The 12,420-nt window shown below is 63.5% G+C and carries 11 protein-coding genes; 2 read left to right on the top strand and 9 right to left on the bottom strand.

Annotated features, from left to right (window positions below; genetic code table 11):
- Positions 1–33 precede the first annotated feature (33 nt).
- From kdpC to EOD29_RS14090, 9 genes are all read right to left on the bottom strand, one after another.
- Complete coding sequence (gene kdpC / locus EOD29_RS14130; RefSeq protein WP_095823487.1) at positions 34–597, bottom strand: potassium-transporting ATPase subunit KdpC; 564 nt, start codon at positions 595–597, stop codon at positions 34–36.
- 12 nt (positions 598–609) lie between these two features.
- A complete protein-coding gene (gene kdpB, locus EOD29_RS14125) occupies positions 610–2,706 on the bottom strand; it encodes a potassium-transporting ATPase subunit KdpB (RefSeq protein WP_127247030.1) in 2,097 nt (698 codons plus the stop codon).
- On the bottom strand, positions 2,703–2,933 hold the full coding sequence (locus EOD29_RS14120; protein WP_095783599.1) for a hypothetical protein: 231 nt from the start codon (positions 2,931–2,933) through the stop codon (positions 2,703–2,705). Before EOD29_RS14120 ends, kdpB begins: the two co-directional genes overlap by 4 nt.
- Before the next feature lie 7 nt (positions 2,934–2,940).
- Positions 2,941–4,644, bottom strand: a complete 1,704-nt coding sequence (kdpA, locus tag EOD29_RS14115) for a potassium-transporting ATPase subunit KdpA (RefSeq protein ID WP_127247029.1) — start codon at positions 4,642–4,644, stop codon at positions 2,941–2,943.
- Between the two features lie 22 nt (positions 4,645–4,666).
- The gene (locus tag EOD29_RS14110; protein WP_067003971.1) at positions 4,667–4,756 is read right to left on the bottom strand and encodes a K(+)-transporting ATPase subunit F; all 90 of its coding nucleotides are present in this window, start codon (positions 4,754–4,756) and stop codon (positions 4,667–4,669) included.
- 497 nt (positions 4,757–5,253) lie between these two features.
- Complete coding sequence (locus EOD29_RS14105) at positions 5,254–6,345, bottom strand: Gfo/Idh/MocA family oxidoreductase (protein ID WP_067003969.1); 1,092 nt, start codon at positions 6,343–6,345, stop codon at positions 5,254–5,256.
- 74 nt (positions 6,346–6,419) lie between these two features.
- Entirely contained in the window at positions 6,420–7,592 is a 1,173-nt protein-coding gene (locus tag EOD29_RS14100; RefSeq protein WP_067318823.1) for an ABC transporter substrate-binding protein, read from the bottom strand.
- Between the two features lie 83 nt (positions 7,593–7,675).
- A complete protein-coding gene (locus tag EOD29_RS14095) occupies positions 7,676–8,524 on the bottom strand; it encodes an ABC transporter permease (protein ID WP_127247028.1) in 849 nt (282 codons plus the stop codon).
- Positions 8,521–9,354 carry an ABC transporter ATP-binding protein gene (locus EOD29_RS14090; protein WP_095823482.1) on the bottom strand — a complete coding sequence of 278 codons (834 nt, stop codon included), beginning with the start codon at positions 9,352–9,354 and terminating at the stop codon, positions 8,521–8,523. The genes EOD29_RS14095 and EOD29_RS14090 overlap by 4 nt, the downstream gene beginning before the upstream one ends.
- 272 nt (positions 9,355–9,626) lie before the next feature.
- On the opposite strand from EOD29_RS14090, the gene EOD29_RS14085 reads away from it, so the two are divergent.
- Both EOD29_RS14085 and EOD29_RS14080 read left to right on the top strand, forming a co-directional pair.
- Complete coding sequence (locus EOD29_RS14085; protein WP_067318818.1) at positions 9,627–10,574, top strand: MurR/RpiR family transcriptional regulator; 948 nt, start codon at positions 9,627–9,629, stop codon at positions 10,572–10,574.
- Between the two features lie 50 nt (positions 10,575–10,624).
- Positions 10,625–12,415 (top strand): NAD(P)/FAD-dependent oxidoreductase, encoded by a 1,791-nt coding sequence (locus EOD29_RS14080; protein WP_127247027.1) that lies wholly within the window; start codon positions 10,625–10,627, stop codon positions 12,413–12,415.
- Positions 12,416–12,420 lie beyond the last annotated feature (5 nt).

The raw sequence follows: 12,420 nt of genomic DNA, 5'->3' as shown, positions 1-12,420 counted from the left end.
GGGGATCGTGTCGATCCCCGCTGCGAGTGCTGATTATTTGAGATCGTCGAGCCCCATGTTGAGGGCCAGCACATTGACCACCGGCTCACCCATGAAGCCCAGCTCGCGATCCTCGACATGGCCGTCGACAAGCGATTTCACCTTGGCTTCATCGATGCCCCTGGCCTTGGCAATCCGCGGCACCTGGAAATAGGCCGCCTCCGGGCTGATGTCGGGATCGAGGCCGCTGCCAGACGTGGTGACGAGATCCATCGGAACCGGTGCGTTCGGGTTCTCAGCCTTCAGCCTGTCGGCGTCGGCCTTGATACGTTCGATCAGCTTCGCATTGGTCGGCCCGAGATTCGAGCCGCCGGAGGAGGCGGCGTTGTAGCCGTCGCCGGCGGCCGAGGGCCGCCCGTGGAAATAGCGGTCGCTGGCGAAGGCCTGGCCGATCAGTTCGGAGCCGATAACCTTACCATCCTTTTCGATCAGGCTGCCATTGGCCTGCCTGGGAAACAGCGCCTGCGCGATGCCGATCATGCCGATCGGATAGATGAGGCCGGTCAGCACCGTGAAGAAAACGATCATGACGATAGCGGGTCTGAGTTGCTTGAACATCGGAATGGGTTCCTATGCCAGGCCAAGAGCCGTGACGATCAGGTCGATCGCCTTGATGCCGGCGAACGGCACGATGATGCCGCCAAGGCCGTAGACGAGAAGATTGCGGGTGAGCAGCGCGCCGGCGCCGATGGCGCGGTATTTCACCCCCTTCAGCGACAGCGGGATCAGCGCGACGATGATCAGCGCGTTGAAGATGATCGCCGACAGAATGGCGCTCTGCGGCGTCGCCAGATGCATAATGTTGAGCGCCTGCAGCGGGCCTACCGACTGGCCGGGCGCGACGTAGAACACGGCGAACATGGCCGGGATGATGGCGAAATACTTGGCGACGTCGTTGGCGATCGAGAAGGTGGTCAGCGAACCGCGCGTCATCAGCAGCGCCTTGCCGATCTCGACGATCTCGATCAGCTTGGTCGGATCGCTGTCGAGGTCGACCATGTTGCCGGCCTCGCGCGCGGCGACCGTGCCGGTGTTCATGGCGACGCCGACATCGGCCTGGGCGAGCGCCGGCGCATCGTTGGTGCCGTCGCCGCACATCGCGACAAGCTTGCCCTTGGCCTGTTCCTCGCGGATCAGCGACAGCTTGTTTTCAGGCGTCGCCTGGGCCAGGAAGTCGTCGACGCCGGCTTCGGCCGCGATGGCCGCTGCGGTCAGCGGATTGTCGCCGGTGATCATCACCGTGCGGATGCCCATCTTGCGCAACTCGGCGAAACGCTCGCGAATGCCGCCCTTGACGATGTCCTTGAGGTGGACGACGCCGAGCAGGCGCCCGTCGCGCTCGACCGCCAGCGGCGTGCCGCCGGCCTGGGCGATCTCGTCGGCCCTGGCCTGCAGGTCGCGCATGGTGTCGCTTGTCGGACGCGTGCCATGGCTTGCGACTGTTGCTTGATTGACATGGGCTAGCACGGCATCGACCGCGCCTTTGCGCACCGACGAGCCGTCGATGTCGACGCCGCTCATACGGGTCTGCGCGGTGAAGGGCACGAAAGTGGCATGCAAGGTCGCCATATCGCGGGCGCGGATGCCGTATTTTTCCTTCGCCAGCACCACGATCGAGCGGCCTTCCGGCGTCTCGTCAGCCAGCGAGGCCAATTGAGCAGCATCGGCCAGTTCCTGTTCGGACACACCCTTCACCGGATGGAACTCGGTCGCCTGGCGATTGCCGAGCGTAATGGTGCCGGTCTTGTCGAGGAGCAACGTGTCCACGTCGCCGGCAGCCTCGACGGCGCGGCCGGACATGGCAAGCACGTTGAAACGCACCAGGCGATCCATGCCGGCAATGCCGATGGCCGAAAGCAGCGCGCCGATCGTGGTCGGGATCAGCGTCACGAACAAAGCGACGAGGATCGTCACCGGGATATAGCCGCCGGAATAAGAGGCGAAGCTCGGGATGGTCGCGGTGGCCAGGACGAAGATCAGCGTCATGCCTACAAGCAAGATGTTAAGCGCGATCTCGTTCGGGGTCTTCTGGCGCTCCGCACCTTCGACCAGCGAGATCATGCGGTCGAGGAAGGTCTGGCCGGAGGCGGCGGAAATGCGCACGCGGATCCAATCGGACAGCACCTGCGTGCCGCCGGTGACGGCCGAGCGGTCGCCGCCGGATTCGCGGATCACAGGCGCGGATTCGCCGGTGATTGCCGCCTCGTTGACGGAAGCCACGCCTTCGATCACCTCGCCGTCGGAAGGGATGATGTCGCCGGCTTCGACCAGCACGATGTCGCCGACCTTCAGGCTGGTGCCAGGCACCAACTTGAACTTGCCGCGATCCTCGGCGTTGACGAGCAGCTTGGCCTGGGTCTCGGTGCGCGCCTTGCGCAGCGAGTCCGCCTGCGCCTTGCCGCGCCCCTCGGCCACGGCCTCGGCAAAGTTGGCGAACAGCACGGTGAACCACAGCCAGATGATAATCTGCAAGGTGAAGCCGAGATCGCCGCCGCCGGTGATGACATCCTTGACGAACAGGACGGTGGTGAGTGCTGAGACGATGGCGACGACGAACATCACCGGGTTCTTGATCAGCGTGCGCGGATCGAGCTTGCGGAAAGCGCCACCGATGGCGGGCATCAGGATGCTGGCATCCAGAATGCTCGCGGATTTGGACTGGCTCATTTCAGGACTCCGGTATCGGTGATGTTGGATGGCGCCGGGTGTTCGGTCTTCGGCAACAGATGCGGAAGGCCCGAGGCCAGCAGCCACAGCACGAACAGCACGGCCGCCATGCCGAGGAAGGTGGAGAGCGTCGGGAAAGGACGAGGCTTCTCGTCCCCTCCGTCATCGGGCGTTCCGTCACCGGATTGGTGACGATCGTGCCGACGTATGTTGTTGAACCAGGGCATGGTCATCTCAGAAAGTCTGTCCGAGGATCATCGCCAGATGCTCGACGATCGGACCGACGGCGAGCGACGGGAAGAAGGTGAGGCCGCCGACGATGACGATCACGCCGACCAGGAGACCGACGAACAGCATGCCGTCGGTCGGGAAGGTGCCGGCGGAAGCAGGCACGGTCTTCTTCGTGGCCAGCGAGCCGGCGATGGCCAAAGCCGGGATGATGACCAGGAAGCGGCCCATCAGCATGCCGATCGCGATGGTGATGTTGTACCAGGGCGTGTTGCCGGTCAGTCCGCCGTAGGCCGAGCCGTTGTTCGCGGCCGCCGACGTATAGGCATAGAGCACCTCGGTGAAGCCGTGCGGGCCGCCATTGGCCATCGAGGCCACCGCGCTCGGCAGGACCACGGCGATAGCCGTGAAGATCAGCATCGCCAGCGGCAGGCAGAGGATGGCAAGCATCGCCATCTTGACCTCCTTGGCCTCGATCTTCTTGCCGAGATATTCCGGTGTGCGGCCGACCATCAGGCCGGCGACGAAGACGGCGATGACGACAAACATCAGGATGCCGTAGAAGCCGGCGCCGACGCCGCCGACGATGACCTCGCCAAGCTGCATGTTGATCAGCGGGATCATGCCGCCAAGCGCGGTGAACGAATCGTGCATGGCATTCACGGCGCCGCACGAGGCGGCCGTGGTGATGACCGCGAACAGCGCCGACAACGCAATTCCGAAGCGCGTCTCCTTGCCTTCCATGTTGCCGCCGTCGATGCCGAGCGCATGCACCAGCGGACTGCCGGCGGCCTCGGCCCAGTAGCAGACGATGACGCCGACGAGAAACAGCACGCCCATCGAGGCAAGGATGGCCCAACCCTGGCGCTCACTGCCGACCATCCGCCCGAAGACGTTGGTGAGACCGGCGCCGAGCGCGAAGATCGACAGCATCTGGATCAGGTTCGAGATGGCGTCCGGATTCTCAAAAGGATGCGCGGCATTGGCGTTGAAGAAGCCGCCGCCATTGGTGCCAAGCATCTTGATGGCGACCTGAGAGGCGACTGGGCCGAGCGCGATCGTCTGCTTGGCGCCTTCCAGCGTGGTGGCGTCGACATAGGGTCCAAGCGTCTGCGGGATGCCGAGCCACACATAGACGAGCGTCAGCACGATGCAGGCCGGCAGGAGCACGTAAAGCGTGCAGCGGGTCAGGTCGACCCAGAAACTGCCGATCGACTTGCCCGAGGCGCGGGCAAAGCCGCGGATCAGCGCGATCGCAATGGCAATGCCGGTGGCGGCCGAAACAAAGTTCTGGACGGTGAGGCCGGCCATCTGCACGAGGTAGGACATCGTGCTTTCGCCGCCGTAGTTCTGCCAGTTGGTATTGGTGACGAAGCTCGCCGCGGTGTTGAAGGCGAGCTCCGGTTCGACCGCAGCCATCCCGGCGGGATTGTAGGGCAGCGCGCCCTGCAGCCGCTGCAAGGCATAAAGCACGAGGAAACCGGCGAGGTTGAAAAGCAGCATGCCGGTGGCGTAGGCGGCCCAGTGCTGTTCTTCCTTCTCGCTTGTCCCGGCGAGGCGATAGAGGCCGCGCTCGATCGGGACAAGCACGGGCGACAGCAACGTACGATCGCCTTTGAAGACGCGGTGCATGTAGCCGCCGAGCGGCTTCACGAGCAAAAGCAGGATCCCGCAATAGACGAGGATCTGTATCCAGCCGTTGAGTGTCATGAACTGACTTTCCGTATGCCGATCAGAAGCGCTCTGGGCGGATGAGGGCGTAGGTGAGGTAGGCAAGCAAGAACAAGGTCACCGCGCCGCCGAGGACGTAGTCGAAAAGCATTGTAAGACCCTTCGATCAGATTCTGTCGCAGGCTTTGACGTAAGCTAAGGACAGGACGAAGAACAAAATCCCCATCCCGAGAACAACGAGGTCCATTGCAGGCATTCCTTGTTTCGGCTTGTTTTTGCACCCCGACACGGTCGAGTTCAAAATTGCACAGGACCGCCCGTCACCTTGGCGGCGACGGCGATGAAAGTGTTTTTCGAGGGGAATATGGACCCGACCGCCATAAGGGTTCGAGACGAGGCGGGGAGCAAAGAAATAGGAATCTTATAGGAAATTGACGCCACGGGATGAAGGCGGCGGCAACGTGCTGTTCCAAAGATCCGGAAGCTGGTTGGCCGGCCGCCGGTCCCTGCACGGCATCTCCTCTTCCAACTGCGTGGAGAGCGCTACATAGCGGCCGACTGGCTGCATGCCGATCGGCACGCCGCCGGCGGACTGCCCAGCCGCGAAGCGGCTAGATGTGAGGTTGCGCGGCAGGCTGACCGGAAGCTTCAGGTCAGCTCGACGGTCCGCTTCTCCGCGATGCTCTGCTCGGCGGCTAAAACGATGCGCAGGCTGTTGACGGCGGCATCCATTTGCTCGGTCAGATCGAGGTCCTCACGGATGGCGCGCAGGAAGAAGGCCTGCTCGCGGTCGCAAAGCTCCTGATGGCCGGGCTCGTCCTCCATGCTGACGATCTCGTCGGGCTTCGAGAAGTTCTTGTCGCCATCGACCTGCGCGTAGTGGATCTTCAGCGCGTCGGTCTTGGTGTGGCGGTCGATGTCGGCGGAATCCGATACCTCCTCGGCTTCCTTGGCGCTGCTTGCGGACTGGCCGGCGACGATCGAAACGGCGCCTTTCGGGCCGACCACATCCTTCACGAAATAGGCGGTCTCGCTCATCATCGGGCCCCAGCCGGCTTCATACCAGCCGACCGAGCCATCATCGAAAGTGACGTGCAGATGGCCATAGTTCTGCTTGTCGGCCTCGGCCCAGAGTTTGGCGCCGATGCCGTGCACGCGCACCGGCTTGGCGCCGGTCAGCTGGCACATGACGTCGACATAGTGCACGCCACAGTCGACGATCGGGATCAGCGAGTCGATCAGGTTCTTGTGCCAGTGCCAGGCGCTGCCGCTGCTCTGCTGGTTGAGGTTGAGGCGCATCACCAGGGGCTTGCCGAGCGTCTTGCCGACCTCGATGAATTTGATCCAGGACGGGTGGACGCGCAGGATGTAGCCCAGAACCAGCTTCCGGTTCTTGGCCCGCGCGGCGGCCACCACCTTCTCGGCGTCGGCGATGTTGGTGGCGAGGGGCTTTTCCATGAACACATGGCAGTTGGCGGCGATCGCCTTCAGCGCGTATTCGGCATGCGTGTTCGGCCAACTGTTGATCGAGACCGCGTCCGGCTTGGTCTCCTTCAGCGCCAAGTCGAAATCCTCATAGAGCGGATAGCCGGCGAGCTCCTTCGGGATCTTCTTGTTGCTCTTGATGGTGCGGCTCATGATGCCGACGATCTCGAAGCCGTCGGAGCGGTGATAGGCGCTCGCATGCGAAGCGCCCATATTGCCCAGACCAACCACCAGGATTTTTACTTTGTCGGCCATGTCAGCCTCCCCAATGCTCTTTGAACAGTAGCTCGGGCGGCATCAGGCGCCGCCCGATGGTCAATGCGCCCGCCTTACTTGACGGCGGAATCGAACAGGTGCGCCTTGATCTTCTCGACGTCGAGCGCGGCAAAGCCTTCCGACAGTTTCACGCCGTCGGCATCGGCCTTGACCTTCGCCTTGTCGAAGTCGTTGGCGGTCGGAATCAGGTCGTTGGTGCAGACGTCTTCGGCCTTCACCGGCGCGGTGATCTGGCCGATCTTCAGGATCTCGTCGAAAAAGCCCTGCCAGCTCGCCATGTCGTGCGAGCCCCAGCCACTGCGCTTGTCCATGTCACCGCGGAAGACGTTGATCTGCTGCAGGATCGAGGTGGTGCCGAGCTCAGGGCCAAGGTTCTTGGCCAAGGTCGGGAATTGCTCGAACACGGCTTCGACGGCCGCGCGCGGGTTCTGGTAGCCGAATTCGAGGCCCATCGCCCAGCCGCGCAGATATTTTTCGAGGAAGGCCTTCTTGTCGGGATCCTCGAGATCGGCGGCGCGCACGACGAAGGTGTTGGCCGGAAGCTTGGAATTCTGGACGCCGAGCCAATATTCGAAGTCGAGGTCCTTGGCGATCCATTCGGCGCGCAGACCTTCCCAGGAGAGTGCGGCATCGCCTTGGCCGCCGGCGAGCGCGGTGCCCCAGGTCGGCCACCCGGCCTCGACATATTTCACCTTCTTGATGTCGACACCCTGCGCGGCAAGCAGCGGATCGACGATCGCCTGCCAAGCGGCGGAGCCGAGCAGGATCGTCTTGCCTTCGAGGTCCTTCAGGTTCTTGGTGCCCTGGCCCTTGCGGAAGGCGATGCTGAAGGTGTCGCGCGCGCCCATGTGGAACACCGACTTCAGCTTCATGCCGTTCTGGATGGCGAAGGAGAAGACGCCGGGCGAGGGGAAGCCCATGTCGGCCTGGCCGACATCGACGAACTTGACCGTCGCGGTGCCGTCAGACGGACCCGGCTGCATGTCGGTGGCGAGGTCGCCGAAATAGCCGGCCTTCTTGGCCGACCAGTAGGGATAGTCGTCCAGCACTTCGAGCGTGCCGCGCGGCGAAATCCAGGTGAATTTTTCATAAGCCGCCGCGCTGGCTTTCAGACCCGATGCGCCGAGCGCGGTGGCGGTCACGACGCCGGCGGCCGTTACTTGCAGGAAGTAGCGGCGGCTGATGCCCGCTCTTGTCGCCGTACTGAATAAGCTTTCGTTGGTCATGGCATTCCCCTTTTGTTGATTGCCCTTATCGATCGCTTGCCCTTGCCTTCGCCCGTCTCCCGGGCGATCTCATCCGTCCGCGCTCATGCCTCCCAGCTCGCCCATTTCTTGCCGATCAGGAAGAAGAGCACGTAGATCAGGATGCCGAGCGTCGACAGGATCAGCACCACCGCGAAGAATTGCGGCATCTGGATCATCGACGAATACGAGGTAAGCCAGTTGCCGAGGCCGAAGCCGCCGCCGACCATCTCGGCACCTACCGCAGTGAGGAGCCCGAAGATCGCGCCGATCATCAGCCCGACCAGGATCATCGGCAGCGCCATCGGCGCGCGGATCTTCCAAAAGATCTGCAAGGTGCTCGCGCCATAGGAGCGAGCGAGCGCGATCTTGGCGCTGTCCACGCGCCGGAACCCGGTCGCGGCATTGATCATCACCATCGGTCCGGCGGCTAAAGCTACCGCGATAATGCGCGGCGTGTAGCCGAAGCCGAAGCGCAGGATGAGAAGCGGCACCAGCGCCAGCATCGGCGTGGTGACGAGGATCAAGATGTAAGGCGCGACGATCTTCTCGGCGAAGGGAAACTGCGTGATCACCGCCGCCATCACCAGCCCGACGACGGCGCCGATGGCAAAGCCGGAGAAGAGCTCGACCAGCGTGTAGCCGAGATGCGGCGCGATCAGCGGGAACTCGTCGAACAAAGCGTAAACGATCGCACTCGGCGGCGGCATGATGTATTGCGGCACGTGGAAGATGCGCAGCGCCAGCTCGATGCCGCCGATGATCACCACCGCGACGACGAGAATCGCGGCCACCTCGGCACCGGACTTGACGCCCGGGCCGCCGGCGAAGGCGGAGAGGTTGGTGAGGCTGACATCCTGGCCGTCGCCGGACTTGGCCTTGGAGAATTCCGGAATGGCGTCGCCCCCGCTCACGGCCTGATCCTCACGATTTCAGCGCTCTTGTGTTGCAACTGCTCCTGCGCCCTCGGACGGCGCTCGCCGACGATGTCCATCTTGATGCGGTTGGTGAGGTCGAAGACCTCCTTGGTGGCCATGATCTCCAGCGAGCGCGGGCGCGGGAACGGCACGTCGTAGACCTTGGCGACGCGTCCCGGCCGCGCGGTCAGCACCACGACCCGGTCGGAGAGGAAGATCGCTTCCTCGATGCTGTGGGTGATGAAAACGATGGTCGTCTTGGTATCGAGCCAGATCTCCTCGACGAGGCGGTTCATCTCCTCGCGGGTGAAGCTGTCCAACGCACCGAAGGGCTCATCCATCAAGAGCACGGAAGGCTTCAGCGCCAGCGCGCGGACGATCGCCGCGCGCTGCTGCATGCCGCCGGAAAGCTCGCGCGGGAACTTGCCGCCGAAGCCGTCGAGCCCGACGCGATGAAGCAGATGCGCGATCCAGGCGCGATCGGGCTTCTCGCCCTTGATCTCGAAAGGGAAGTTGATGTTGGCGTCGAGATTGCGCCAGGGCAGAAGGTTCGCTTCCTGGAAGACGATACCGATCTCGGGACGCGGGCCGGTGACCTCCTTGCCGTCAAGCAGTATCGCGCCGCTGGTCAGACGATGCAGGCCCGACATCGACCACAAGAGCGTGGTCTTGCCGCAGCCGGAGGGGCCGACGATGGAGACGATCTCGTTGGCGTGCACGTCGAGGCTGCAGCGGTCCAGGGCGAGAAGATCGCCGGAGGCCGTGGTATAAACCTTGCTCGCTGCCTGCACGCCGAGCTTCGGCGTTCTTGCGCTGCCGGTATTCATGCTCCCCTCGGAGACTGCGTGATTGGGTTGCCGGAGCCCCCTCTGTCCGCGAAGTCAGTCTGTAACTATCCTACTTTACTGTCAAGCGGCGGGCAAAGATCTGGTGCTGTCAGAATCGACCAAAGCTTGTCTAAGCGTCTGATTTCCCCTGTGTTTTGACGCGCTTGCAGTGTGTGTTACTTTCCTACATACTCACTTCGGTTGATTGCTTATGGCCAGCCGGCGGATAATCGCAAATATGGTGGTCCAGAAACGGCAGAGAAGGGCGGCCAATGACCGAAGCTGACAGCCAGGCGCTGCGGATTTCCGACGGAGATGACGGCCGGCATGATCATGTCAGGCGCTTCCCCGACATCATTTCGCAGGTGAAGGACAGCTACACGGACTTGCGGCCGGCGGAGCGCCGCGTCGCCGACGTCGTGCTCGACGACGTCAAATATGCCGTCGATGCATCGAATGCCGCGCTGGCACAGCGCGCCCAGGTCAGCGAGCCGACGGTCACCCGTTTCTGCCGCGCCATCGGGTGCGACGGCGTGCGCGACTTCAAGCTGAAGCTGGCGCAGAGCCTCGTCGTCGGAGCGCTCTATCTTAGCACCAAACCGCAACCCACGAATGGCGACAGCGGCATGCCGTTCTGGAACGCCGTGTTCGGCGAAGCGCGCCGCGCGCTGCAGGAGGCCGAACGGCAGATCGATCCAGGGCAGTTGCAGAAAGCGGCGGAGCTGATCGCCAAGGCCAGGCAAGTGACGGTATTCGGACTTGGCGGCAGCTCATCGGCGCTGGCGCAAGAGACGCAGTATCGCCTGTTTCGCTATGGCATTACCATCAGCGCGCAATGCGATCCGTATCTGATGCGCATGACCGCTTCGACGCTGAAGCCGGGCGATGTGGTGATCGCGATCTCGGCGACCGGCCGTACCCGGGAGGTGATCGAGGCGGTGGAACTTGCCAAGCATTATCGCGCCGACGCGATCTGCGTGACGGCGCCGGACACGGAGCTGACACGCGTCTGCGATGTCCAACTGACGATGGCGGTTCCCGAATATCCCGACACGCTGAAGCCGACCGCTTCGCGCTACGCCTTTCTTGCGGCCATCGACCTGCTCGCGGTCGCGTCCGCCTACAAGCTCGACGGCCCGGCGCGCGAGACGGTGCGCCGCATCAAATATAACGCCCAGATCCATCGGACGGGGAAGGAGATGGAGCCGCTCGGCGACTGAGAACAGCCGCAACGCGGCTATGATCTGCGTATTCAGGGGAACGAACATCAATGCTCGACATCGCACCATCGCAACAGGCGGCAACCTGGCTCGGCACATTCGGCCGCGCGCTCGAGGCGGGTGACATCGAGGCGGCGACGAACCTTTTCGTGGACGATTGCTACTGGCGCGATCTGCTGACCTTCACATGGAACATCAAGACCATGGAGGGCCAACCGGCGGTCCGCGAGATGCTCAAGGCGACGCTTTCCTCGACGCAACCATCGCACTGGCGCCTGTCCGGGGAGTCAAGCGTCGCCGACGGCGTCATCGAGGCCTGGTTCAGCTTCGAGACGGCCGTGGCGCGAGGCGAGGGCATCCTGCGGCTCAAGGACGGCCGCTGCCGGACGCTGTTCACGGCGATGAGCGAGCTCAAGGGTTTCGAGGAGCAGAAGGGGCCTGCCCGGCCGCTCGGCATCCGCCACAAGGCCGATCCCGAACGCGAGACCTGGGCGGAAGCAAGAGCGCGCGAGGCGCGTGAGCTCGGTGTGCACGAGCAGCCCTATTGCCTGGTGATCGGCGGCGGCCAGGGCGGCATCATGCTCGGCGCCCGTCTGCGGCAGCTCGGCGTTCCCACCCTCATCGTCGAGAAGAACGCGCGCGCCGGCGATTCCTGGCGCAACCGCTACCGCTCGCTCGTGCTGCACGACCCGGTCTGGTACGACCATCTGCCTTACATTCCGTTCCCGGAAAACTGGCCGGTGTTCACGCCCAAGGACAAGATGGGCGACTGGCTGGAAATGTATGCCCGCGTCATGGAGCTGAACTACTGGGTCGGCACCAAATGCATCAGTGCGGCCTATGACGAGGCCAAAAAGGTCTGGACGGTGGTGGTCGACCGCGTCGGCGAGCGCATCACGCTGAAGCCGAAGCACATCGTCTTCGCCACCGGCGCCTACGGGCCGCCGCGGCAGATCGATCTGCCTGGCGCGGACAGCTTCGAAGGCGAGCTTTTGCATTCCAGCCAGTACTCGACCGGCGAGAAATTCCGCGGCAAGCGCGTCGCGGTGATCGGCGCGGCGAGCTCCGGCCACGATGTCAGCGTCGACCTCTGGGAAGCCGGCGCCAAGGTCACCATGGTGCAGCGCTCGCCGACGACGGTGGTGAAGTCCGACACGCTGATGGAGGTCGGCTTCGAGATCTTTTCGGAAAAGGCGCTGGCGCGGGGCATCACCACCGACAAGGCCGACATGATCGTCGCTTCGACGCCCTTCGCGCTGGTCCCACAGGGACAGCGGGCGCTCTATGACGTCATCCGCGAGCGCGACGCGGATTTCTATAAGCGCCTCAGCGACAGAGGCTTTGCCATCGACTTCGGCGAGGACGAGACCGGCCTTTTGATGAAGGCCTATCGCACCGGCTCCGGCTATTACATCGACGTCGGCGCTTGCGCGCTGATCCTGAACGGCGAGATCGCGGTGAAGAGCGGCGTCGGCATCAAATCGCTGACGCCGACCGGCATCCTGTTTGAGGACGGCAGCGAGCTGGCGGTCGACGCGATCGTCTCCTGCACCGGCTACCAGTCGATGAACGAGACGGTGGCAGGGATCGTTTCCCGGGAGGTCGCCGACAAGGTCGGCCCGTGCTGGGGCCTCGGCTCCGGCGTCAAGGGCGATCCCGGCCCGTGGCAGGGCGAGTTGCGCAACATGTGGAAGCCGACCGCCCAGGAGGCGCTATGGTTCCACGGCGGCAATCTCGCGCTGTCGCGCTTCTATTCGAAGTTCGTGGCGCTGCAGCTCAAGGCGCGGATGGAGGGGATTGCGACGCCGGTCTATGGCGAGCCGAGCAATTCGCGACGGTGAGCCAA

The organism is Mesorhizobium sp. M1A.T.Ca.IN.004.03.1.1 (genome assembly GCF_003997555.1).
In the GTDB taxonomy this organism is placed as follows: Bacteria; Pseudomonadota; Alphaproteobacteria; order Rhizobiales; family Rhizobiaceae; genus Mesorhizobium.
Note: the sequence above shows the minus strand (reverse complement) of the source record. Positions and strands in the feature narration are given on the sequence as shown.